A 24633-nucleotide genomic window follows, 5' to 3' on the forward strand; every position below is an offset into this window, starting at 1 on the left:
CCGACCAGCCTTGGCGTTTGCCCATTTGCCCGCCTTCAGGAGTTCCCATGCGTTTGACCCAGATTATTGCCGCCGCCTCCCTGGCGTTGCTCAGCACCTTCGCCGTGGCCGATGACAGTGCCGAGAAAGCCATCCGCAAGAGCCTCGAAACGCTGCAGCTCGAAGTGCCGGTGGAGAGCATCACCGCCAGCCCCCTGGCGGGCCTGTATGAGGTCAAGCTCAAGGGCAGTCGCGTACTCTACGCCAGCGCCGACGGCCAGTTCGTGGTTCAGGGCTATCTGTTCCAGCTCAAGGACGGCAAACCGGTGAATCTCACGGAAAAAACCGAGCGTCTGGGCATTTCCAAGTTGATCAACGGTATTCCGGTCGCAGAAACTGTGGTCTATCCGGCCATTGGCGAAACCAAGACCCACATCACCGTATTCACCGACACCACCTGCCCTTACTGCCACAAGCTGCACGCGGAAATCCCGGCGCTGAACAAGCAGGGTGTGGAAGTGCGCTACGTGGCATTCCCGCGTCAGGGCCTGGGCTCGCCGGGTGACGAACAGCTGCAGGCGGTCTGGTGCTCGGCGGACAAGAAAGCCGCGATGGACAAGATGGTCGACGGCAAGGAAATCAAGGCCGCCAAGTGCGATAACCCGGTGTCCAAACAGTTCGCCCTGGGTCAGTCGATCGGTGTCAATGGCACGCCGGCCATCGTTCTGGCCGATGGTCAGGTAATTCCCGGCTACCAGCCGGCACCGCAGATCGCCAAACTGGCGCTGGGTGCGAAATAATCCTGCATCGTCACGCTAGCCTTTGACGATCATGGTCCGCCGGCGCAAGCCTGCGGACCATTAATAGAGAGCCGCGCAGGTTGCGGCTGTATTCTACGGCCGGCCTTGAGTCGGCCGTTTTATGGGGAGTTCAGAGTGAATCCGGTCAAAGTAGGCATCTGTGGGCTGGGTACTGTCGGTGGCGGTACCCTAAACGTACTTCAGCGCAACGCCGAGGAGATTGCCCGCCGTGCCGGGCGTGGAATCGAAGTAGCGCAAATTGCTACCCGTACGCCAAAGCCTCAGTTCCAAACGACCGGTATTGCGATTACCAACGATGTCTTCGCCGTGGCCACCAATCCCGAGATCGATATCGTCATCGAGCTGGTGGGTGGCTACACCGTAGCTCGTGAGCTGGTGCTCAAGGCCATCGAGAACGGCAAGCACGTGGTCACCGCGAACAAGGCGCTGATCGCCGTGCACGGTAACGAGATCTTCGCCAAGGCCCAGGAGAAGGGCGTGATCGTGGCCTTCGAAGCTGCCGTGGCCGGTGGCATCCCGGTGATCAAGGCGATCCGCGAAGGGTTGTCGGCCAACCGCATCAACTGGCTGGCGGGGATCATCAACGGCACCGGCAACTTCATCCTTTCGGAAATGCGCGAGAAGGGCCGCACCTTCGAAGACGTGCTGGCCGAGGCCCAGGCCCTGGGTTACGCCGAAGCCGATCCGACCTTCGACGTCGAGGGCATCGACGCCGCGCACAAGCTGACCATCCTGGCGTCCATCGCCTTTGGCATCCCGCTGCAATTCGACAAGGCCTACACCGAAGGCATCACCAAGCTGACCACCGCCGACGTGAACTACGCCGAAGCCCTGGGCTACCGCATCAAGCACCTGGGCGTGGCGCGTCGCACCGAGGCGGGTATCGAGCTGCGGGTGCACCCGACCCTGATCCCGGCCGATCGGCTGATCGCCAACGTCAACGGCGTGATGAACGCGGTCATGGTCAATGGCGACGCTGCTGGTTCGACCCTGTTCTACGGCGCTGGCGCCGGCATGGAGCCGACCGCTTCCTCGGTGGTGGCCGACCTGGTGGACGTGGTTCGCGCCATGACCAGCGACCCGGAAAACCGCGTGCCGCACCTGGCCTTCCAGCCGGACTCCCTGTCCGATCACCCGATCCTGCCGATCGAGTCCTGCGAGAGCGCCTACTACCTGCGCATCCAGGCCAAGGATCACCCGGGCGTGCTGGCCCAGGTGGCAAGCATCCTCTCGGAGCGCGGCATCAACATCGAATCGATCATGCAGAAGGAAGTGGAAGAGCAGGACGGCCTGGTGCCGATGATCCTGTTGACCCACCGCGTTCTGGAGCAGCACATCAACGACGCGATTACTGCGCTGGAGGCCCTGCAGGGCGTCGTCGGCCCAGTGGTCCGCATCCGCGTCGAACATCTCAATTGAAGCAGCGGCAAGCTGCGAGTGCCAAGCGGCAAGCCAGAAGCGCAACTGCTCTGACTTGTCGCTTGTAGCTTGCAACTTGCAGCTCAAACCGAAGGTTTGTCCCCATGCGCTATATCAGTACTCGTGGCCAGGCACCGGCCCTGAATTTCGAAGATGTGCTGCTGGCCGGCCTGGCCAGCGACGGCGGTCTCTACGTACCGGAGAACCTGCCACGTTTCACCCAGGAAGAAATCGCTTCCTGGGCCGGCCTGCCGTATCACGAGCTGGCGTTCCGGGTCATGCGCCCGTTCGTCACCGGCAGCATTCCGGATGCCGATTTCAAGAAGATCCTCGAAGAAACCTACGGGGCCTTCTCCCATAACGCCATCGCGCCGCTGCGTCAGCTCAACGGCAACGAGTGGGTGCTGGAGCTGTTCCACGGTCCGACCCTGGCGTTCAAGGACTTCGCCCTGCAATTGCTGGGTCGCCTGCTGGACTACGTGCTGGAGAAGCGCGGCGAGCGCGTGGTGATCATTGGCGCCACCTCCGGTGACACCGGTTCGGCGGCCATCGAAGGCTGCAAGCGTTGCGACAACGTCGACATCTTCATCCTGCATCCGCACAACCGTGTATCGGAAGTGCAGCGCCGGCAGATGACTACCATCCTCGGCGAGAACATCCACAACATCGCCATCGAAGGCAACTTCGACGACTGCCAGGAAATGGTCAAGGCCAGCTTCGCCGACCAGGGCTTCCTCAAGGGCACGCGCCTGGTGGCGGTGAACTCGATCAACTGGGCGCGGATCATGGCCCAGATCGTCTACTACTTCCACGCGGCCCTGCAGCTGGGCGGCCCGGCGCGCTCCATCGCGTTCTCGGTGCCTACCGGCAACTTCGGCGACATCTTCGCCGGCTACCTGGCGCGCAACATGGGCCTGCCGATCAGCCAGCTGATCGTCGCCACCAACCGCAACGACATCCTGCACCGCTTCATGAGCGGCAATCAGTACGTCAAGGAAACCCTGCACGCGACCCTGTCGCCGTCCATGGACATCATGGTTTCGTCGAACTTCGAGCGCTTGCTGTTCGACCTGCACGGTCGCAATGGCGCCGCCCTGGCCGGCCTGATGGACAGCTTCAAGCAAGGTGGCGGTTTCAGCGTCGAGCAGGACCGCTGGACCGAAGCGCGCAAGCTGTTCGACTCCCTGGCGGTGAACGACGAGCAGACCTGCGAAACCATCGCCGAAGTCTTCGCCCAGACCGGCGAAGTGCTGGACCCGCACACCGCGATCGGCGTCAAGGCCGCCCGTGAGTGCCGCCGCAGCCTGGACACGCCGATGGTGATCCTGGGCACCGCGCACCCGGTGAAGTTCCCGGACGCGGTGGAGAAGGCCGGTGTCGGCAAGGCTCTGGAACTGCCGGCGCACCTGTCCGACCTGTTCCAGCGTGAAGAGCGTTGCACGGTCCTGGCCAACGACCTGAAAGCGGTGCAGGCTTTTGTCAGCCAGCACGGCAATCGTGGCAAGCCACTCTGATCCCTTGGTCTTGTCGTCCACGAAGCCCGTCTCCTGACGGGCTTTGTTTTTTCATGTGCAAGCTTGGCCCGCCAGGGGCAGGGAGGCCTGGATGATGCTTCGTCAAACTTACAGGGGGCGGCGTGTCCTGGGCCTGCTGGTGGCGGGCCTGCTGGGTTGGGCCCTGCTCTGGAGTATTGCGCTGGCCAGCACGGTGAAGAACCTGCCCTTCAAGCTGGTGCCGTCATTCGCCGATCTGGAACCCCTGACCTTGGCGCCCGCCGAGCGCCAATGGCTGGCGGCCCATCCACGTCTCAGGGTGGGAATCGCCATTGATGACTACCAGCCCATCGATATCACCCGGGACCGCAATCGTTATCAGGGCATCAGCGCTGATTACCTCGGTCTGGTGGGCGAGCGATTGGACGTGAAGATGGAAGTCCTGGGGTTTTCCGAGCGCGAGCAGGCGGTCGAAGCGCTGCGCAACGGCACCATCGATGTGCTGACCAGCGCCAATGGCTATGAGCGCGGCCTCTCGGGGCTGCGCTTCACCAGCGACTACATGCCCGACCGGGCCGTGGTGGTGGTACGCCGCGACGGCTCGAGCCCCAGTGATGATCTGGCCGGCAAGAAACTGGTGCTGCTGGACGGCTATGCCAACGCCGAACAAGTGCATGCGGCGTACCCGAACAGTCAGATCATGCTCTCGCCCAATCTTTACAGCGGCCTGGAAGCTTTGAACCAGGGCGACGCCGACGCCTTCATCGGCAATGAGATCATCGTGCGTGCCTACAAGGCCCTGCGTCCTTACCTGGCGGTGCGGATTGAGGATGAAAGCCGTTTGCCACCGACGGGCTTCGCCTTTGCCACCCGTGATGACAACGCCGTGCTGGCAGGCCTGCTGGAGCAGGCGCTGCAGAGCATCGATGAATCCTTGCAGCGGGAAATACAGGCCCGCTGGACCACCGGGCTGGGAGCGAACATATCGGGTGAGCGCATCGAGCTCAGCGCCGAGGAGCAGGCCTGGATTCTCCAGCACCCCCATGTGATGGTCGCGTCCCAGCAGTATCCGCCCAGCGTGTTCAAGGACAAGGAAGGGCGCTGGGCGGGTCTGAACATCGATTTGCTCAACCGCATCTCGCGCATGACCGGTCTGCATTTTGTGCACAAGGAGAGCCTCTCTACAGCACAGACCCTGGAGTTGCTGGAGAGCGGGCAGGCGCAGATGAACTCCACCTTGACCGCCAGTGAGGACCGGCGGCTGTTTCTGAATTTTTCCCATGCCTTTGGCGGTGCTGCCTGGGTGTTTGTCGTGCGTTCCGAGGATCGACGCCTGAGCAGCCTGGAACAGCTGGCCGGCGAGGTACTGGCGCTGCCGGCCCGCCATACCCTTGAAAGCTTTATCCGCCGTAACTACCCCGACATCCGCTTGCGCAGCGTCTCCAACTATGAAGAGGCTCGGGCCCTGGTGAGTAGCGGTGAGGCCCGGGCGACCATTCAGAACGAGGTTCAGGTTCAGGGTTTGAACCTGGCTGACGACGGACTGCGAGTGGGGCGCAGTGTCGAAGGCACCTGGTCTGCCGACGAGTTTGCCGTGCGCAAGGATCAGCCCGAACTGCTGAGCATCTTGAACAAGTCGCTTGAGGCGCTGCCAGTCGCGGAGCTCAGCGCCATCCGTCTCAAATGGCTGGGGGCCACGCCGGTGCCGATGCCGGCCTGGCAGCGAGTGCCGACCTGGGTGTATTGGGCTGTTGCCACGGCCCTGTTGTTCGGACTGGCGTCCCTGGCCTGGAGCAGTCGCCTCAAGCTGCAGATTCAGCAGCGCCTGAATGCCGAGAAGCGGCTCAACGATCAGTTGGCGTTCATGCGCGCGTTGCTCGATGGCATCCCCAACCCGATCTTTGTCCGAGACCTGGAGGGACGCCTGATTACCTGCAACAAGAGCTATGAGCAGCAATTGGGCACGAGCCTGGTGCGGATTTCGGAGCACCGTGACCGGCCGTTTCGGTTGATCGTGACCGGTCATTTCGCTAACGCGTGACCGCTCATTTCGGTAGCAACGTGACCGATTTTCCGCCTGTTCCGAAACAGGTGGTCACGGCTTACCGAAATCGCCGGTCACGACTTAGCGAAAGCCTTCCCCTTCGTTGCGCATGACCTGATGCGCCGCCATCCTCGACCGATTTCGGGAGAGGAAGATGGCGGCGCCGCGAGTAGCCATGCGAAACATCAAAGAATGTCTGCGCCTCAAGTTTGAGGCCGGCTTGTCCCACGAGAAGATTGCCCGTGCCTTGCAGCTGTCCAAGGGCGTGGTTAGCAAGTACATCGCGGCGGCGCGGGTGGCCGGGCTGGACTGGCCGGCGCTGGTGGCCATGGACGAGGCCGCGCTGGCGGCCGCCTTGTTTGCACCGACGTCGACGAACAAGCCGCGCGGTGAGCGAGTGCTGCCCGATGTGCTGAGCATCCACCGCGAGTTGCGACGCAAGGGCGTGACCTTGCAGCTGCTGTGGGAGGAATATCTCGCCGCGCATGCGGGCCAGCCGACCTACCGCTACACCCAGTTCGTCGAGCACTACCGGCGCTACGCCCAGACGCTCAAACGTTCGATGCGTCAGCTGCACCGTGCGGGCGAGAAGCTATTCATCGACTATGCCGGGCCGACGCTGCCGGTGGTCGACCCGGCCACCGGCGAAGTGCGCCGGGCGCACATCTTCGTCGCCGCCCTGGGCGCCTCGAATTACACCTATGCCTGCGCGACGCCAGGCGAAACCCAGGTGGACTGGCTGACCTCGCTGGGCCAGGCTCTGACCTACTTTGGCGGCGTGCCGGAAATGGTTGTGCCGGACAATCCGCGCGCCCTGGTCGCCCAGCCGGATCGCTACGAGCCGGGCCTGAACCGGGCCACGCTGGAGTGCGCGCGTCATTACCAGACGGTGATCCTGCCGGCACGGCCACGCAAGCCTCAGGACAAGGCCAAGGCCGAGGTGGCGGTGCAGGTGGTCGAGCGCTGGATCATGGCGCGGCTGCGCCATCGGCAGTTCTTCAGCCTGCATGCGCTTAACCAGGCCATCGCCGAGCTGCTGGAGGATCTGAATCGGCGCCCGTTCAAGCGGCTCGATGGCTGCCGGCGCGACTGGTTCGAGCGCCTGGATCGCCCGGCCTTGCGAGCGCTGCCGGTGCATCCCTACGAGGTCGCCACCTTCAAGCGCTGCAAGGTCAGCATCGACTACCACATCGAGGTCAATGGCAGCTTCTACAGCGTGCCCTCCGCCCTGGCCCGGCAGAACGTGGACGTGCGACTGACGGCACACACCCTGGAAGTGCTGCATGGCAACCGGCGGGTGGCCAGCCACCTGCTGCTGGGGCGACGCGGCGCTTACAGTACCCAGCGCGAGCACATGCCCGCGGCGCACCAGGCGCATCGCGAATGGACGCCACAACGCCTGCTCGACTGGGGCGCGCGGATCGGCCCCTACACGCGCCAACTGATCGATCACCAACTGACCCACAAGCCGCACCCGGAGATGGGCTACCGCGCCTGCCTCGGCCTGCTCTCGCTGGCCCGGCGCTATGGCAATGCACGCCTGGAAGCCGCTGCCGAACGTGCCGTACACCTGCGCGCCTTCACCGGGCGCAGCGTGCGCAACCTGCTCCAGCAAGGCCTGGATCAACAGCCGCTGCCCCAGCGTGCCGCCGAAACGACCTTACCCGGCGACCACGAGAACGTCCGTGGCGCCGACTACTACCAACCCCCGCAACAGGAGCTGTTCGATGATGCCGCAACACACCCTGAATCAACTGCACCAGCTACGCCTGGACGGCATGGCCCGCGCCCTGGAAGAGCAATGGACGCTGCCGGCCAGCCACAGCCTGAGCTTCGATGAACGCCTCGGCCTACTGCTCGACCGCGAACTGGCCTGGCGTGACAACCAGCGCCTGGTACGGCTGCGCAAGAAGGCCAAGCTCAAGTACGCCAACGCCTGCCTGGAAGATCTCGACCGCCGCACCGGACGCGCCCTGGACGAGCGTCTGATCGCCACCCTGGCCAGTGGCGACTGGATCCGCCAGCAGCACAACCTGCTGCTGACCGGCCCGACCGGTGCCGGCAAAACCTGGCTGGCCTGCGCCCTGGGCAACCAGGCCTGCCGCCAGGGCTATAGCACCCTGTACCTGCGCACCCCGCGCCTGCTGGAACAACTGCGCATCGCTCATGGCGACGGCAGCTTCGGCCGTACCCTGCAACAGCTGGCAAAGGTCGACGTCCTGGTGCTGGACGACTGGGCGCTAGCCCCGCTGGAGGAAGGAGCCCGGCATGACCTGCTGGAGGTGATCGACGACCGCGCTGGCAGCCGCTCCACCATCCTGACGAGCCAACTGCCCATCGAGCACTGGCACGGCTGGATCAACGACCCGACCCTGGCCGATGCCATCCTCGACCGCCTGGTGCACAACGCCTACCGACTGACGATGAAAGGCGAGTCGCTGCGCCGAAAAAAAGCCGAGGAACAAGCCGCATCGTGACCGATGCGATTACAATCCAGAACCCGCGCAACCGGGGTGGAAGCACCGGTCACGTATTAGCGAAACGCTCGGTCACGTTCACCGAAATCCGCACCTGGAGCTGATTCGGGGGCGGCAATTGACCGAACTTGATCTGCTGCCCCCCGAGACGGCGCGCCTGATACATGCCGAGATCATGCAGTTGCTCGCTTCGGAGCAATCGGTGTTCACCGACCGGCAAGTGCAGACGCGCCACGGTCTGATACACGCTTATCAATGGACTGTGCCGTTCTACAGTGCCGAGGGGCACCTGCAGGGCCTGTTGGGTGGCTGGATCGACATTACCGAACGCAAGCATCTGGAGAATCAGTTGCTGGATGCGCGCCAGGCGGCGGATCAGGCCAACGCCGCGAAAAGTGCTTTTCTCTCCACCATGAGCCATGAGATCCGCACGCCGATGACCGCGATCGTTGGCCTGCTTGAGCTGGAAAAGGAGCAGGCGAGGATTCGCGGCGTGCCGTTTTCCGAGGCTTTGCGGGTGGCTTATCAGTCTGCCCAGGAGCTGATCAGCCTGATGGGGGATAGCCTGGATTTAGCCAAGATCGAAGCGGGACACATGCAACTGGTGCCACAGGTCACCGCCCTCAAGCCATTTTTTGAAAGTGTCCGGCAGTTGTTCGAAGTGACGGCGCGTAACCAGGGGGTGCATCTGCAGTTGCTGTTCAGTGCAGCCGCCCAGGGCCGTTATGTTTTCGACCCATTGCGCCTGCGCCAGGTCCTGCACAACCTGCTGAGCAACGCCCTGAAGTTCACCGCTGAAGGTGAGGTGCGGGTGACGGTTGAGCGTCAGCCTGACGAGCAGGGTGTCGAGTGCCTGCGCATCAGTGTTGCCGACACCGGCCCGGGCATCAGCGCCGAGCAGCAGGCGAACATTTTCACGCCCTTTGTTCAGGCCGATGCCATGACGTCCTCGACTTATGGTGGCACCGGGTTGGGCCTGAGCATCTGTCGGCAACTGATCGAGTTGATGGGCGGGCGCATTCACCTGTCGAGCGAGCCGGGTGCCGGAACCGTGGTCAGCATCGAGCTGTATCTGGAACGGGTCAGCGACGATCTTGAGCCGCAAGCGTCACCGTCTGCCGAACGCCCGCCAAGCCGCAGCATCGAGGTGCTGGTGGTGGACGACTTGAGCGCCAATCGCATGGTCCTGAGCCAGCAGTTGATGTTTCTCGGGCATCGGGTCGTGGCCTGTGACAATGCTCAGGAGGCACTGCAGCAGTGGCGCTCCGGGGCCTTTGATGTGCTGATGACCGATTGCAACATGCCGCAGATGAGTGGCTATGCACTGACCGAGGCCATCCGCCGGATCGAGGCGCAAGAGGGGCGCCAGCGCTGTCCGGTGATCGGCTGTACCGCCAATGCCTTCGAAGACGAACGAGAGCGCTGCGAGCGCGCCGGCATGGATCAGTTGTTGGTCAAACCTGTGACCCTGGATCAACTGGCCCAGTCCCTTGCCCGTTTTCTGCCTGCGCTGTCATTCAATATCCAGACCTTGCGCGGGATGACTCAGGCCGATGAACCGGTGCTGCAGCGAATGTTGCAGGAGTTGCTGCGTAATCTTGACCAGGAGCAGCAAGCGCTGGAGGAGGCCCTGGCGGCACAGGATTGGAGGGGCCTGGGAGGCACCTTGCACCGGCTCAAAGGGGTGTGTTGCCTGATTGACGCCTTGCCCCTGGCCAAGGCCTGCATTGCCTTGGAAGAGCTGGTCAAGGGGCAGCAGGCAGAAGCGCTTGCCAGCCAATGGCCGGAGTTGCAGGACGTGATGAGGGTGTTGCGCAGCGACATTCAGGCGGCGTTGGGCGAATAAGACTTGTCCTATGTGTGCTTCGGATATGTCTGATTACCGTGTCGGCTCCTAGTGGATTGTTCTCACTTGCGCCGTCTCGGAGGTTGCCCCATGCATACGCTTAACGTGCTGATTCTCGAAGATAACTCGTTCCAGTTGATGGCCTTGCACCAGATGCTCAACGCCAATGGCGTTTTCAACGTGCTGGCAGCTGAGAGCGTGGCAGCCGCGCGGCGTTCGCTGGACAGCAAGGGGCCGGTGGATATCGCCATCTGCGATCTGTACCTGGAGCAGGCTGATGGTCTGGAACTGATCCGCGATCTGGCCCAGCGGCAGCAGGCCAAGGCCCTGATCATTCTCAGCGATGCAGAGCCGGACGTGCTCGAAGGTGCGTCCGACATGGCCCGTGAGTTGGGCCTGAAAGTGCTCGCGTGCTTGCCCAAGCCGGCTTCGGCCGCGGTGATTGGTGACTTGCTGTGTGCCTATCAGCTGCACGCCAGAGCTGATGGCCCCGAGTTGAATCAGGCACTGCTGCGGGACTTGCTGTGCCTTGAACCCTTTGTTCGCCAGGCCGTGACCGTGGACGAAGGGCTGGCGGCGGTGCTGGGCTGCGGTGTGGCGCACTTTCAGCCAGTCATCCACCCCCAGGGCGGGTTGCAGGGGGTCGAGGCACTGGCCCGCTGGCAGCACCCCGAGCGGGGCTTGCTGATGCCTGGCGAGTTTCTTCCCCTGATCGAGTTCGCCGGCCTGCAAGAGCTCTTCACCTGGCACATGCTGGAGCAGGCACTTGAGTTGGTGGCTGGAGTGAAGCTGGTGCTGGGCTACTGGCTGCCGATTGCCGTGAACATTCCCACCGGCATCCTTGAGCGGCCACTCTTTCCTCGTCAGTTGGAGGCCTTGCTCAGGCGCTTCGAAGTCCCGGCGCGGATGTTGACCCTGGAGCTGGTCGACACCACCCAATTGCAAACCGATACCGCCCATGTCGAAGCACTGTTGCGCCTGCGGATGCTGGGCTGCAAGTTGTCCATAGGTGATTTCGGTACTGGCGGTACCAGTCTGCAGCGCCTGCTGGAGTTGCCTTTTACCGAGCTGAAGATCCCTCCGGTGTTTGTTGCAGGCATGGCTGTCGACGAACGCAAGCTGGCACTGGTCGCTGGCGCGACGAGCATGGCGCGGCGCATGTCCCTGGCGGTGGTCGTGACGGGCATCGAGAGCGAGGCCGACTGTTTGGCGGCCAGGGCGTTGGGGGCGGTTCATCTGCAGGGTTGTTTTATCGCGCCACCGATGAGCGCCGCCGAGATGCGTCAATGGCTGGCGCAGACTCCAGGGGCAGGATGCAACGGAACTGACGAGCAGGTGGCCGGTTTGTGTGCCTAGGACAGCCCATGTTCCTGAACGTAGATGTATAGCGCCGCTTCGCTGGAAAGACCCAGTTTGCGCATGGCGCTGACTTTCTGCGCGCTGACGGTCTGTTTGCTGCGGTTGAGCCGGGTGGCTATTTCCCCCACGGCATGGCCGGCGGCCAGCAGGCGGATCACTTCCAGTTCCCGGGGGGACAGTTGATCGGTGGATACCAGCCGATCCGGGCCAACTTCGCCGGCAAGGCTCAGGGCCCGCTTGATGGCCTGGGCAATATAGCGTTTGTGCTGCCGCGCCCGGGCAATGGCGGACGGCAACTCATCGGCCAGGCTGGCCTTGCTCAGCAGGCCCATCACGCCGAGATCGAGGATCGAGCGGAACAGTCCGGCGTGGTTGAGCATGGTCACCACCACGATGGGGAGCTCGGGATGATGCCGGCGCAGTTGTTCGAGCAGGCGCAGGCCGTCGTTCTGTTGCTCCTCGGGCATCATGAAATCCGTTACCAGCACATCGCATTCCGTGTCCTGCAGCAATTGCACGAGGGCGGAGGGGGAGCTGGCTTCACCGACGATCATCAAGCTGTCGTTTTGCTCCAGCACGGCACGCAGGCCGATCAGGAAGATCGGGTGGTCGTCGGCAAGGATGATGCGCACTCTGTTGTTCGACATTGCTTTCAAAGCTTGGGCTCCAATGCAACGGCGGCGTGGGTTGCGCCTGGTTGGTCGTTTTATATCTGTCATGTTACCCGTGCATGCTCGATTGACTCAGGTCGGCAGCAGTAGGTGTGGCGAACTTTCTTCTCTGAGCGATGGTCACTTGAATGTCAGAAAGCTACCGGCATTTTTGTTTTCGAACCTCTAATTCGAGCTATTGAGTGGTGATCTAGATGGAAAGTATCAGTCTTTTATTGAGTGAGTCGTTGAGTCCCTACCAGGTCACGCTGATGTCTTGTGGCAGTCGCGGCGAATGCCTGGTGACACTGAAGAACAGCGCTGGCGCCATCGTGCTGGAGCGTGAGGTCAATCAGGCCCAGCTCACCGACAAGCGCTTGCTCACCGATGTGGTCGACGGTCTGCATCGTGACCTGCTGATCGCCGAAGGCCGGCTGGAGCCCTGTGTCATCGCGGCGTTGCGCCACGCCACCCAAGGCAAGGTGTTCGATCAGCACCGCTGATGCAAATTTTTACGGAACCTTCCCGCCGGTGCATCAGTCAGACTCGGTATCAGCAGGATCAGGCATTGTGCTCCGGTGCTTGTAGCCGGCTGGTACCGGTCGCCAAAGACCGCGTTTAACCCCGAGTCGTCTCCCCACTTCTCGGGGTTTCTTTTGCCCGGAATTCGTCAGTGGTCCCGCAGGCCCTGGAAGTAGGCGCGGGCGTCAGCGCGGTATTGGTCGCGCATCCCGGGGTCCAGCCAGGCAGCGTACAGCTCCACCAGGCGTTCTTCGCGCAGCTTGAGCAGGGCTTGGTCGATCTTGGCTATGGCCTGTCTGCCCTGTGGGGTGTCGGAGCAGCCGACGTGGATTTCCTGATACTGGCTGATGCCTTCGATCGGATAGAACTCCAGATCCTCTGGGGCGATTCCCTGTTGCTCGGCCTGGTAGCGGATTTCCGGCCAGTAGCCCAGGAGCAATTGCAGGCGGCCCAGGCGTTGCATCTGCAGCAGGCTGCCGAGGGCATCGTTGCCGTAGTGGGCGCGAATCTGCTCGGGTGGAACCTGCTGTAACAGGCTGTCGAGCTGTTGTCCGTAGCTGCGCTCGGCCACCACGCCGATCAGTTCCTTGCCGCTTTCGAGCAGGCCATGCAGGTCGACCTTGCCGTCATGGATGAAGCGGGTGAGCTGTTCGCGGTCGGCGCGGCGGATCGCCAGGCCATTGCTCAATACGCGAAAGCTGGTGATGGAAAAGACGATCCACTGCGCGCGCTCCTTGCTCCAGATCAGCGCCGGATCGCAAGTGAAGCTGGGGTCGCGCAGCATCTGCATGCCTCGGGCGCGATTGACCCGGGCCAGTTCGTGCTGGTACTCCGGCAGGCTGGCGATCAATTGCGGCATCAGCAGATCGACCACGCCACGGCCCTTCTGCGAGCCTTCGAAGATATTCAGCGGTGGCAGGTCGCGCAGCAGCCAGGTGAGCATTTCACCGGCGTGGCCGGGCGTGCAGGGCAGCCACAGCAGGCAGGCCGCCAGGACCCAGGTCAGTCGGCCAGGAGTGAGCCTCGGGCGGCGATGTACCGGTGGTGGCGTAGGTGTGTGAGACGGCGGTTTCAGCTTAGATTGCCCCAGAGTTGCGCAGGTTTTCGATCTGTTCGCTGCTGTAGCCCAAGCTCGCCAGGACTTCGCTGGAGTGTTCGCCGAGTTCCGGGCCGACCCAGTCTGCGGAGCCGGGCGTCTCCGAGAGTTTCGGCACGATGCCGGGCATCTTGAAGGCCTTGCCGTCCGGCAGTTTGGCCTGGAGGAACATTTCCCGGGCGAGGAATTGCGGATCGTTGAACATGTCTTCAGCGCTGAAGATCCGGCTGGCCGGGACTTCGGCCTGGTTCAGTTGCTCCAGCACCCGTTCCAGGGGCAGGGACGCCACCCAGCGGTCGATCACCCCGTAGAGTTCGTCGCGGCGGCTGTCGCGCCCGTCGTTGCTGGCCAGCGCGGGATCGTTGGCCAGGTCGTCGCGGCCGATGAGGAGCATGAAGCGCTTGAAGATCGCGTCGCCGTTGGCGCCGATCTGCACATGCTTGCCGTCGGCGCTGGTGTGGATCGAAGAAGGCGTGATGCCGGGCATGATGTTGCCGCTGCGCTCGCGGATGAAGCCGAACACGTCGAACTCCGGAACCATGCTCTCCATCATGGCGAAGATCGCCTCATACAGCGCCACGTCCACCACTTGCCCCTGGCCGCCGTTGACCTCGCGATGACGCAGGGCCATCAGCGCGCCGATCACGCCCCACAGGGCGGCGATGGAGTCGCCGATGGAGATCCCGGTGCGCACTGGCGGGCGGTCCTCGAAGCCGGTGATGTAGCGCAGGCCGCCCATGGATTCGCCCACCGCGCCGAAGCCCGGCTGGTCCTTCATCGGTCCGGTCTGGCCGAAGCCGGACAGGCGCACCATCACCAGTTTCGGGTTCAGGGCGTGCAGCACGTCCCAGCCCAGGCCGAGTTTTTCCAGCACGCCGGGGCGGAAGTTCTCGATCAGGATGTCCGCTTCGCCCAGCAGCTGCTTGAGCACCGCCAGGCCTTCGGGGTGCTTGAGGTTCAGGGTCAGGGACTTCTTGTTGCGGGCCTGGACGAACCACCACAGCGAAGTGCCCTCATACAGCTTGCGCCACTTGCGCAACGGGTCGCCGCCGTCCGGAGACTCGACCTTGATCACCTCGGCACCGAACTCGGCGCAGATGCGCGAGGCGAAGGGGCCGGCGATCAGGGTGCCGAGTTCGATCACTTTCAATCCGGCGAGGGGCTTGCTGAGACTGTTCATGGGGCATCCGCTGGGCAGGAAAATCCGCCTAGCCTAGACCATTGCTGGTGATTAAGGCAGCGTCCGGCACCGGCCTTCATTGATGATTCCCTGGTGTGCGCCAAGATAATTGTGCTTCTCATTCCCTTTGGTGACGGGTTTAATGACGCCTTTCGAGAAAAAAGCGCTTGCAAAGGACGCAATCTGGTCTATGTCAGTGACGGTTTTTTGCTCTTGTCTGAGCGAGATGCCTGATAAATCTCGTTACAAATACCCGATCAAAAACTTACATGTAATGAATTGAAAGTCTTACATGTGATGCTCTAGTCTGTGCGCCATGGAAAACAAATCCTCAGCCCATTACCAACGTTTATTCCGTCAGCGCCTGCGTGATCAGGGCCTGGTGAAAAAGGAAGTCTGGATACTGCCGGAGAACGCCCAGGCGTTGCTGGCGGTTGAACGCAAACTGCGTCAGCCCTTCGAGGGGCTGGCTCCTGTGGAAAAGGATGGAGAAATGAGCATGCCGCAGATCTGGAATGCCCGATCGCTGTGCCAGGCCCTGTTGGCCACCGAGCTGTTCAGCAGCGGCGAAGCCAGCGTTGAACTGCTGGAAGGCGCCGAACCGAGCTTGCACGTGACCATGCGCGAATACGGCGACCTGCCGCTGTTCATCGCCTTGTCCGGCGAGCAGATCCTGGTCGAAGCCCTGCTCTGGCCGCAAAGCGAAGTCACCGATGTGCAGGCCTTCAATGAAGAAGTCCTGCTCAGCCGGCAGTTGTTCCCGCTGTCGAGCATCGGCCTGGAAACCGGCTTGGGTGGCGAACGCTTCTACATGATGTTCGGTGCGCTCAGCGCCACCTCGATCCTCTCCAACGTGATCTACGAGATCGAAACCCTGGCCAGCAACGTGATCAGGGCTACCGAGGCCTACGAAGGCTACCTGAAGGCTCAGGCCTGACCTGGAGGAATGCACATGAACGTATGGAGCAAGCTGCTCACCGCCCTGCGCGGTGGTGCCAACGAAGCGGGCGAGGCCCTGGTGGACAGCCAGGCCCTGAGGATTCTCGATCAGGAAATCCGCGACGCCGATCAGGAACTGCGCAAATCCAAGGAAGCCCTGGCCGAGATCATGGCCCGGCAGAAACTCGCCGCCGAACGCGCCGACAGCAGCGCGGCCAAGGTCGCCGAATATGAAAGCTATGCCCTCAAGGCCCTGGAGTCGGGGAACGAACAGCTCGCCCAGGAAGTGGCGCAGAAGATCGCCAACCTGGAAAACGACCTGGCGATCGAGCGCGAGCAGGCCGATGGGTTTGCCGCCAGCGTGGCCCAACTGCGCAAGGCCGTGACCCAGGCCGAAGGCAATATCAAACATCTGAAACAACAGGTGGATACCGTCAAGGCCACCGAGAGCGTGCAGAAGGCCCAGCAGGCCGTGGCCCAGCGCTACGGCGGCTCGCAGAGCAAGCTGCACACCGCAGTGGAGTCCCTGGAGCGGATCAAGCAGAAGCAGGCCGAACGCGCGGCGAAGATGGAAGCCGCAGCGGAGCTGGCCAGCACCAGCAACCCGGACGACGCCCTGGACGCCAAGTTGCGCGAAGCCGGGATCGTCGCCGGCGGCACCAGCGCCGATAGCGTGCTGGCGCGCCTCAAGGACCGCAGCAAGTCCTGATTCACCGTGATGTTGTAGGGGCGGGGCCGTCGGGCCTTGCCCGGCTTTTTCAGGGATAGGAAAGCAATGGAAATCTTCCTGCAGACAGTGTTGTCGTTCCCCACAGTGCTGTTCAGCTTCATGCTCTGCCTGGCCGTGATCTACTGGGCCGTGGTGGCCATGGGCATGCTTGAAGTCGACCTGCTGGACTTCGAGGCCGACTCGCTGCTCGACAGCGCCCATGCCGGCGAAGGCCTGGCCGGGTTGCTGATCAAGTTCAAGCTCAACGGGGTGCCGGTCACCCTGGTGCTGACCCTGCTGATGTTCTTCAGCTGGTTCCTGACCTATTTCGCCGAACTCTACGTCCTCAGCCACCTGCCCCTGGGCTGGCTGCGCTATCCCCTGGGCCTGTTGCTGGCCGTGGTTGCGCTGTTTCTGGCGGCGCCCATCAGCGCGGCCATCTGCCGCCCGCTGCGTCCGCTGTTTCACAAGATGGAAGCCACCAGCAGCCAGTCGGTGCTGGGGCAGACCGCTGTGGTACGCAGCGGCAGAGTCACTCTGGAACACGGCGAAGCCGTGCTGGAGAACGGCGGCGCGGGCCTGATCCTGCGTGTGCGTGCCGACGAGGCACGAGCTTTCAAACGCGGCGATCGCGTCGTGTTACTGGAGTATCTGGAGGCGCAACACGCCTATCGGGTCATTACCGAGGACGAGTTTCGCGGCCTCTGAGCCCGGGCTTCCTCAGAATCAAAGGAGATTGATTGCATGAATTTACCGTCGCTGCTGCCCATCCTGCTCGGGATCGGCCTCGTCGTCCTGGTGGTCTTCGGCCTGCTGGCCCTGTTCAAGGCCTTCTACATCAAGGTCCCCCAAGGCACGGCGCTGATCGTCAACGACATGTCCTCGACCCCCAAGGTGCACTTCACCGGCGCCCTGGTGTACCCGGTCATCCACCTCAAGGAGTTCATGCGCATCTCGCTGATCACCCTGGAAGTCGACCGTCGGGCCAAGGATGGTCTGATCTGCCGCGACAACATGCGCGCCGACATCACCGTGGCCTTCTACCTGCGGGTCAATGAAACCCAGGAAGACGTGCTCAAGGTGGCCAAGGCCATCGGTGTCGACCGAGCTTCCGACCGCGCGGCGGTCAACGAGCTGTTCAACGCCAAGTTCTCCGAGGCGCTGAAGACCGTGGGCAAGCAGTTCGACTTCGTCCAGCTGTTCGAAAACCGCCAGGACTTCCGCGACCGGATCATCGAGATCATCGGCAACGACCTCAACGGCTATGTGCTGGAAGACGTGGCCATCGACTACCTGGAGCAGACCGCCAAGCACTCCCTGGACCCGAGCAACATTCTCGACGCCGAGGGTATCCGCAAGATCACCGAGCTGACCGCGGCGCAGAACGTCATCACCAACGAGCTGGAGCGCAACCAGGAACTGGCGATCCAGAAGAAGAACGTCGAGACCCGCGAAGCCTCGCTGTCGCTGGAACGCCAGCAGGCCGATGCCGAAGCGCGGCAGAAGCGCGAGATCGAAACCATCCGCGCCCGCGAGGAAGCCGAGACTGCCAAGGTCAAGGAAGAAGAACGCCTGAAGGCCGAGCAGGCACGGATTCAGTCGCAGCAGGAAATCGACGTGCGCACCGAGAACCACCAGCGCGAAGTCGAAGTGGCCCAGCAGAACCGCCAGCGCGCGGTGGTCATCGAAGTGGAGAAAGTCACCCGCGCCAAGGACCTGGAAGTGGTGGCCCGCGAGCGTGAAGTGGAACTGCAGCGCATCGAGAAAGAAAAAGCCCTGGAAGAGCAGCGCAAGAACATCGCCACGGTGATCCGTGAGCGGGTCGCGGTGGAGAAGACCGTGGCCCAGGAAGAAGAGCGGATCAAGGAAGTGCGCGAAATTTCCGAAGCCGAGCGCCTCAAGCAGGTGGTGGTGATCCAGGCCCAGGCCGAAGCCGAGCAGGATCTGGTGCGCCAGGTCAAACAGGCCGAAGCCGACGAAACCCGCTCCAAGCACAAGGCGGTGGAAATCAACAACCTGGCCCAGGCCGAGCTGGAAGCCGCGGCCAAGCAGGCCGAAGCCAAGAAGCGTCTGGCCGAAGGCCTGGAAGCCGAGCGCGCCGCGCCTGGCCTGGCGGATGCCCGCGTGCTGGAAATCACCGCAGCAGCCCAGGAAAAAGAAGGCCTGGCGCAAGCCCGCGTGCGCGCCGAGCAGTTGATTGCCGAGGCCCGTGGCGAGCAGGAAAAAGGCCTGGCCGACGCTCGCATCATGGAAGCCCAGGCAGCGGCCAAGGAGAAGGACGGCCTGGCCGAAGCCAAGGTCATGGAAGAGAAACTCGGGGCTCAGGCCCGTGGCGAAGAGCAACTGGGCGCAGCCAAGGCCAAGGCCACCAAGGACCTGGGTTCGGCCGAAGCCGAAGTGCTGCTGCAACGCCTGAACGCCGAAGCCGAAGGCTTGGGCAAGAAGTTCGGTGCTCTGGATTCCCTCAGCGACAGCGCGCGCGCTCACGAAGAGTTCCGCATGCAACTGGAGAAGAACTTCGAGGAAGCGATGGCCGCCATCGCCGCCAACAAGGACATCGCCAAGGAGCAGGCCGAAGTGCTGTCCGCGGCCCTCAGCAAGGCCAAGATCGAGATCGTCGGCGGCGAAGGCGACTTCTTCAACTCCTTCGCCAAGTCGCTGTCGGTGGGCAAGGCCATCGAGGGCGTGGTGGGCAAGAGCCCGGTGGTCCAGGACGTCCTGGCACGCCTGCTCAATGGCAAGGGCGCCCCGGCGGTTGCCGCTGAACTGGCCGCCGCAGCCGTCTCGCGCAAGGCCGACGCACCGTCTGCCGAAGCCTGACCCACTCTCGGCACCCCTGTAGCCGCTGGTAACGGCTACAGGGCTTGTGTCGGGCACCGGGCTCCAGGTGTGAGGAGCCCGCTTTTTTTGCACACCGCCGTAGATCCAGGAAGGCCACGATGTCGGACGCTCAAGTCGCAACTCCCCCGCAGGACGTATTGGACAAGGCCGTCGCCGAAGGCGGCGCCTATGAGGTGCTGCACAAGCGCCTCTTGGACCAGGGCCAACGCCTGCGGGCCACCACCGACGACCTCAACCAGAGGCGTCTCGACGAGTTCGGCAACAGCCGCATGGAAGTGGTCGGGCGGGTGCGCATCCGCACCGAGAACAACTGCATCGCCCGGGACATCGTCCAGGTCGGCGACTGCCTGTTGTTCGGCTACAACGTGTTCATCGGCCTGAAAAAGGAAACCAGCGTCGCCGACGTGTTTTCCCTCTATCGGCTGGTGGAAGAGGGCGAAGGCTACGAAGCCGAGCCCGTGCCCCTGGAAGGCAGCTTCCTGTCTGCCCAGGGCTTTCTCAACGATTTCAACGAGCTCTACACCTATTACAAGAACACCCGCCTGCTGCAACTGGCGATCCGTGACGGCAAGCTGCTGGCGAGTTTCCAGATCGGCGAGCGCGTCACCGATGTGCGGGTGTTCCGCTGGTCGATCTCGGTGGACGGGCGCGAAGTCCGTTACATCGACAACCGTGGCGAACGGGATATCGCCCTGCCGTCACCCTTCGACTTCGAATGGAAGAAAACCACCCGCGAGATGGTGGTCGAAGGCCGCTTTGCGCACCTGAACATCCTCGACACGGTGTTCGTCGAAACCATCGGCGGCGACCTGACCATCAAGGTCGAGAACAACACCGAGTCGGGCCTGGGCATCTACCGCGAAGAGGTGCTGGACAAGACCCAGTCCCTGGACGACGCACAGATCGAATTCGCCCGCCTGGGCAGCCTGATCCTGCTCAAGGTCCTGCCGTACCGCGAAGAGCAGTGGCGCTACCTGGTGTTCAACAGCCTGACCCGCCAGGTGGAGCGCATCGACGCCATCGGCCTGGCCTGTGTGCAACTGCCGGAAGACCACGGGATCATCTTCCCCGGCGGTTATTACCTGCAGAGCGGCGAGTACAAGACCTTCGAACAGTCCATGGAAGGTATGCGCTTCAAGCGCTCGGTACGCTCGCCCAACGGTGAAGATGTGCAGTACATCTTCTACCACCCGGAGCAGGGCCGCTCGGTGTTGCTGACCTACAACATGATCAACCGCCAGTTGCAGAACCCGCTGTTCGGCCACGGCTACGCGCGCCTGGAAGACGGGCGCATGGTGATCTTCGCCGCCGAAGGCGACGAGCCGACCCGGGTCCACCCGATGCAGGTCTGGCAGACCCCGTTCTTCACCGAGGAATACGCCGCGCGGCAACCGACCCGCAGCGGTTTTCTCGGGCGCATCGGCAACGCCGAACTGGTGCGCAGCGTGTCCGACCTCTACGACCTGTGCCGCGAGATCGACACCCCGGCGGTGTCGGTGCAGCGCTATTCGTTGCTGTGCCAGAACACCCGGCGCCTGTTCGATGTGTACCATTGGCTGGGCAGCGCCGAGCTGGACGGCCTGGCCCCGCTGCTGCGCGAGGTGGCCGCGACCTCGGAACTGGTGCTCGATGAATACGAGAAAGTCGAAAGTATCCGCCGTCAGTCGGACCAGGCCATGGTGGCCGCCGAGGCCAAGCAGAAAACCCTGCTCGACAGCCTGCTGGTGGATAGCTGGGATCAGGTGCAGAGCTTCGTCGATGCGCTCAACGGCATCACCGCCCAGCGCGGTCTGCTGCTGACCATCCGCGACTACCGCTACATCGACGTGGCGCGCATCGACGCCATGGAAGCCGAGCTGCTCAAGGCCCAGGAACGCACCGCCGCCGGCACCGCGACCTTCCTCGCCAGCGACCAGGCCCTGCAGCCCTTCGTCACTCAGTTGGAAACCCTCGACGCCCAGGCGCAGAAAGCCGAAACCGTGGCCCAGCTCAACGAGCCCCTGGGCGCCCTGCAAGCCATGGCCGGCGACCTGGACATGCTGTCGAGCCTGATGGCCTCGTTGCAGATCGACGACGCCACCCAGCGCACCCGGATCATCGAATCCATCTCGCAGATCTACGCCCGCCTGAATCAGGCCAAGGCCCGCGCCGAACAACGGCGCAAGGGCCTGGGTTCGACCGAAACCGTGGCCCAGTTCGGCGCCCAGTTCAAACTCTTCAGCCAGGGCATCACCAACGCCCTGGCCCAGGCCCAGGACCCCGAGCGTTGCGACGAGCAACTGTCGCGGCTGCTGGTGCAGCTGGAGGAGCTGGAAAGCCGCTTCGGCGATCACGAACAGTTCCTCGGCGACATCCTCGGCAAGCGCGAGGAACTGCTGGAAACCTTCGAGGCCCACAAGCAATCGCTGCTCGACGAGCGTCAGCGCAAGGCCCAGGGCCTGCTGGACGCGGCGCGGCGGATCCTCGACAGCCTCGGCCGGCGCACCGCCAAGTTCACCCAGGCCGAAGAACTCAACGCGTTCTTCGCCGCCGACCCGCTGATTCTCAAGTTGCGAGAACTGGCCGAGCGCCTGCGCGAGCTCAAGGACAGCGTCAAGGCCGACGACGTCGAGTCACGTCTCAAGGGCGCCCGGGATCAGGCCGTGCGTGCCCTGCGGGACAAGACCGAGCTGTTCGAAGAGGGCGGCAATGTCATCAAGCTCGGGCCGCGCCACCGTTTCAGCGTCAACACCCAGGAGCTGGACCTGACCCTGATGCCCCGGGGCGACGAGCTGCACCTGCACCTGACCGGCACCGATTTCCTCGAACCCCTGCGCGACCCCGAGCTGGAAGCCCTGCGCGACTTCTGGCAGGTGGCCCTGGAGTCGGAATCGGCCCAGCTGTACCGCGCCGAGTACCTGGCCGGGCAAGTGCTGGATGCCGCCGATCGGGGCCAGGAAGGCTTGAGCCTGGAAAGCCTGAAACCCTTGCTGGCGCACCCCGAGGAGCTGACGCGGGTGATCCGCGACTTCGCCGCGCCGCGCTACAAGGAAGGCTACGAAAAGGGCATTCACGATCACGACGCCGCGGCGATCCTCCTGCAACTGCTGCCGTTGCGCGACAGTGCCGGGTTGTTGCGCTTTGGCGCCGCGGCGCGGGCTTTTGCCGCGCTGTTCTGGGACCGCCAGCAGCACCAGCCGCAACCGCAGCAATGGGCCGAGCGGGCTCGCACCAGCCGGCATATCCAGCAACTGTTCGGTCGTCGTGAAGGCTTGCTGCAGTTGCAGGAGGAAATCCTCCTGGCCTTGCAAGACTGGCACCAGCAGCACGCCTTCACCCTGGCTGTCGAGTTGTTGCCCGAGGCGGCCGAATACCTGGTGCAGGAGCTGGCGGCGGAGCGTATCGAATTCACTTTCAGCAAATACGCCAAGCAACTGCAGGAAGCCCTGACCCTGCGCCTGCAAGGCGCGCGCATGTGGGACGACTACCAGCAGGCCCTGGCCCGGCTGACAGAGCGGCCTGCCGCGCAGTGGGCGTTGGCTGGCAACTGGCTGTCGGCCTTGTGTGCCGAGGGCGAGTTCGCCGAATGGGTCGACTACGTGCCCGAGGCCGTGGCCCTGTCGTTGCTGCGGGACGACTTTGCCAAGCGCGTTACTGAAGTCGACCTGCGGTTCAGCGTCGGCAACCTGATGGGCGAACACCCGCGCATCCAGGAACGCAGCCTGTCCCTCACCGTGGACGGTTTCTTTGCCCGCCTGCGGGACCACCGCGAACGGTTCCTGCCCGGGCTGCAGCGCTACCAGGCGTTGCGCCAGGGCATCATCAGCCGCGAACGCTCGGCCCTGCGCCTGAGCGAATTCAAGCCGCGGCCGCTGAGGTCGTTCGTGCGCAACAAGCTGATCAACGATGTGTACCTGGGCTTTATCGGCGACAACCTGGCCAAGCAGATGGGCACCGTGGGCGAGAACAAGCGCACCGACCTGATGGGCCTGTTGATGCTGATTTCGCCACCGGGCTACGGCAAGACCACCCTGATGGAGTACGTGGCCCACCGCCTGGGCCTGATCTTCATGAAGATCAACGGCCCGGCCCTGGGGCATCAGGTTCGCTCTCTGGACCCGGCCCAGGCGCCGGACGCCACCTCGCGCCAGGAACTGGAGAAGCTCAACCTGGCCCTGGAAATGGGCAACAACGTGATGCTCTATGTCGACGACATCCAGCACACTCACCCCGAGTTCCTGCAGAAATTCATCTCGCTGTGCGACGGCACCCGGCGCATCGAAGGCGTGTGGAAAGGCCGCACCAAGACCTACGACATGCGTGGCAAGAAGTTCTGCGTGGTGATGTCCGGCAACCCGTACACCGAGTCCGGCGAGGTGTTCAAGATCCCCGACATGCTGGCCAACCGGGCCGACATCTATAACCTCGGCGACACCCTGGGCGGCATGCAGGACGCCTTCGCCCTGAGCTACATCGAGAACGGCCTGACCTCCAACCCGGTGCTGGCGCCCCTGGCCACCCGCGACATGGCGGACGTCTACCGCTTCGTCGCCAAGGCCGAGGGCAAGGCCTTCTCCAGCAACGAACTGAGCCACAGCTACAGCGGCGCGGAGATCAACGAGATCACCACCACCCTGCAACGCCTGATGCAAGTGCGCGACGTGGTGCTGCGGGTCAACCAGCAGTACATCGCCAGCGCCGCCCAGGCCGACCAGTACCGCAGCGAGCCGCCGTTCAAGCTGCAGGGCAGCTACCGCAACATGAACAAGATGGCCGAGAAGATCTCGGCGGTGATGAACGACGCCGAGCTGCTGCAACTCTTGGCCGACCACTACCAGGGCGAATCCCAGCTGCTGACCACCGGAGCCGAGGAAAACCTGCTCAAGCTCGCCGAGCTGCGCGGCAACCAGACCCCGGAACAGAGCGAGCGCTGGGCCCAGATCAAGCGCGACTTCGTGCGCAACCGCTCCATGGGCGGCAGCGACAGCGACGTCGGCACCCGGGTGGTGGCCCAGCTCAACGACCTGGTGGAAGGCGTGCGCGGCCTGGCCCGGCCGGCGCAGCAACAGGGCATGCGCGAGGTGCTGGAAAACCTCTCCGAGCATCTGGAGAACAGCTTCCTGCCGCTGCTCAAGGTCATGCACAAGAAGATCGACGTCGACCTGCACAGCCACCAGCGCATCGGTGACATCGCCACGCGTGTGGATGAGTTGAGCCGCATGCTCAGCCACGGCGATGTGCCCACCCTCAAGGACCCCCAATAGTAGGAGCCGGCTTGC

The 24633-nt window shown here is 63.2% G+C and carries 15 protein-coding genes and 2 pseudogenes; 14 read left to right on the forward strand and 3 right to left on the reverse strand.

The window, feature by feature from the left end; all coding sequences use genetic code 11:
* Nucleotides 1–47: 47 nt before the first annotated feature.
* The 8 genes and pseudogenes from BLV47_RS29010 (at nt 48) to BLV47_RS29045 (ending at nt 11435) form a co-directional block, all read left to right on the forward strand.
* Nucleotides 48–779, forward strand: coding sequence for a thioredoxin fold domain-containing protein (locus BLV47_RS29010; protein WP_060837693.1), 732 nt, complete (start codon nt 48–50; stop codon nt 777–779).
* Nucleotides 780–914: 135 nt separating this feature from the next.
* The gene (locus BLV47_RS29015) at nt 915–2219 is read left to right on the forward strand and encodes a homoserine dehydrogenase (RefSeq protein ID WP_060842565.1); all 1305 of its coding nucleotides are present in this window, start codon (nt 915–917) and stop codon (nt 2217–2219) included.
* A 104-nt stretch (nt 2220–2323) separates the two neighbouring features.
* On the forward strand, nt 2324–3733 hold the full coding sequence (gene thrC / locus BLV47_RS29020) for a threonine synthase (protein WP_092319898.1): 1410 nt from the start codon (nt 2324–2326) through the stop codon (nt 3731–3733).
* Between the two features lie 139 nt (nt 3734–3872).
* A pseudogene (locus BLV47_RS29025) lies at nt 3873–5693 on the forward strand (transporter substrate-binding domain-containing protein); the annotation flags it as partial.
* A gap of 217 nt (nt 5694–5910) precedes the next feature.
* On the forward strand, nt 5911–7596 hold the full coding sequence (gene istA, locus BLV47_RS29030; protein ID WP_062838241.1) for an IS21 family transposase: 1686 nt from the start codon (nt 5911–5913) through the stop codon (nt 7594–7596).
* Nucleotides 7484–8233, forward strand: a complete 750-nt coding sequence (gene istB / locus BLV47_RS29035) for an IS21-like element IS1474 family helper ATPase IstB (protein ID WP_062838242.1) — start codon at nt 7484–7486, stop codon at nt 8231–8233. The genes istA and istB overlap by 113 nt, the downstream gene beginning before the upstream one ends.
* A 94-nt stretch (nt 8234–8327) precedes the next feature.
* Nucleotides 8328–10079, forward strand: a pseudogene (locus BLV47_RS29040) (ATP-binding protein); the annotation flags it as partial.
* Between the two features lie 90 nt (nt 10080–10169).
* A complete protein-coding gene (locus tag BLV47_RS29045) occupies nt 10170–11435 on the forward strand; it encodes an EAL domain-containing response regulator (protein ID WP_092319900.1) in 1266 nt (421 codons plus the stop codon).
* On the opposite strand, the gene BLV47_RS29050 is transcribed toward BLV47_RS29045, so the two are convergent.
* A complete protein-coding gene (locus BLV47_RS29050) occupies nt 11432–12085 on the reverse strand; it encodes a response regulator (protein ID WP_177431204.1) in 654 nt (217 codons plus the stop codon). The genes BLV47_RS29045 and BLV47_RS29050 overlap by 4 nt on opposite strands.
* 218 nt (nt 12086–12303) lie before the next feature.
* On the opposite strand from BLV47_RS29050, the gene BLV47_RS29055 reads away from it, so the two are divergent.
* Complete coding sequence (locus BLV47_RS29055; RefSeq protein WP_092319904.1) at nt 12304–12591, forward strand: DUF3509 domain-containing protein; 288 nt, start codon at nt 12304–12306, stop codon at nt 12589–12591.
* A 167-nt stretch (nt 12592–12758) separates the two neighbouring features.
* On the opposite strand, the gene BLV47_RS29060 is transcribed toward BLV47_RS29055, so the two are convergent.
* Nucleotides 12759–13616 carry a TIGR02285 family protein gene (locus BLV47_RS29060; protein WP_425272212.1) on the reverse strand — a complete coding sequence of 286 codons (858 nt, stop codon included), beginning with the start codon at nt 13614–13616 and terminating at the stop codon, nt 12759–12761.
* Between the two features lie 70 nt (nt 13617–13686).
* On the reverse strand, nt 13687–14886 hold the full coding sequence (locus tag BLV47_RS29065; protein WP_092319908.1) for a CaiB/BaiF CoA transferase family protein: 1200 nt from the start codon (nt 14884–14886) through the stop codon (nt 13687–13689).
* A 316-nt stretch (nt 14887–15202) separates the two neighbouring features.
* Between BLV47_RS29065 and bacA the strand changes: the two genes are divergently transcribed.
* From bacA to BLV47_RS29090, 5 genes are all read left to right on the forward strand, one after another.
* On the forward strand, nt 15203–15823 hold the full coding sequence (bacA, locus tag BLV47_RS29070) for a biofilm formation regulator BacA (protein WP_092319910.1): 621 nt from the start codon (nt 15203–15205) through the stop codon (nt 15821–15823).
* Nucleotides 15824–15838: 15 nt separating this feature from the next.
* Complete coding sequence (locus BLV47_RS29075) at nt 15839–16534, forward strand: PspA/IM30 family protein (protein ID WP_092319912.1); 696 nt, start codon at nt 15839–15841, stop codon at nt 16532–16534.
* 66 nt (nt 16535–16600) lie between these two features.
* A complete protein-coding gene (locus tag BLV47_RS29080; RefSeq protein ID WP_060837702.1) occupies nt 16601–17242 on the forward strand; it encodes an OB-fold-containig protein in 642 nt (213 codons plus the stop codon).
* Nucleotides 17243–17278: 36 nt separating this feature from the next.
* On the forward strand, nt 17279–19354 hold the full coding sequence (locus tag BLV47_RS29085) for a flotillin family protein (protein ID WP_092319914.1): 2076 nt from the start codon (nt 17279–17281) through the stop codon (nt 19352–19354).
* Between the two features lie 119 nt (nt 19355–19473).
* Nucleotides 19474–24618 carry a DNA repair ATPase gene (locus BLV47_RS29090; RefSeq protein WP_092319916.1) on the forward strand — a complete coding sequence of 1715 codons (5145 nt, stop codon included), beginning with the start codon at nt 19474–19476 and terminating at the stop codon, nt 24616–24618.
* The last annotated feature ends 15 nt before the right edge of the window (nt 24619–24633 follow it).

It is taken from the genome of Pseudomonas saponiphila (genome assembly GCF_900105185.1).
In the GTDB taxonomy this organism is placed as follows: Bacteria; Pseudomonadota; Gammaproteobacteria; order Pseudomonadales; family Pseudomonadaceae; genus Aquipseudomonas; species Aquipseudomonas saponiphila.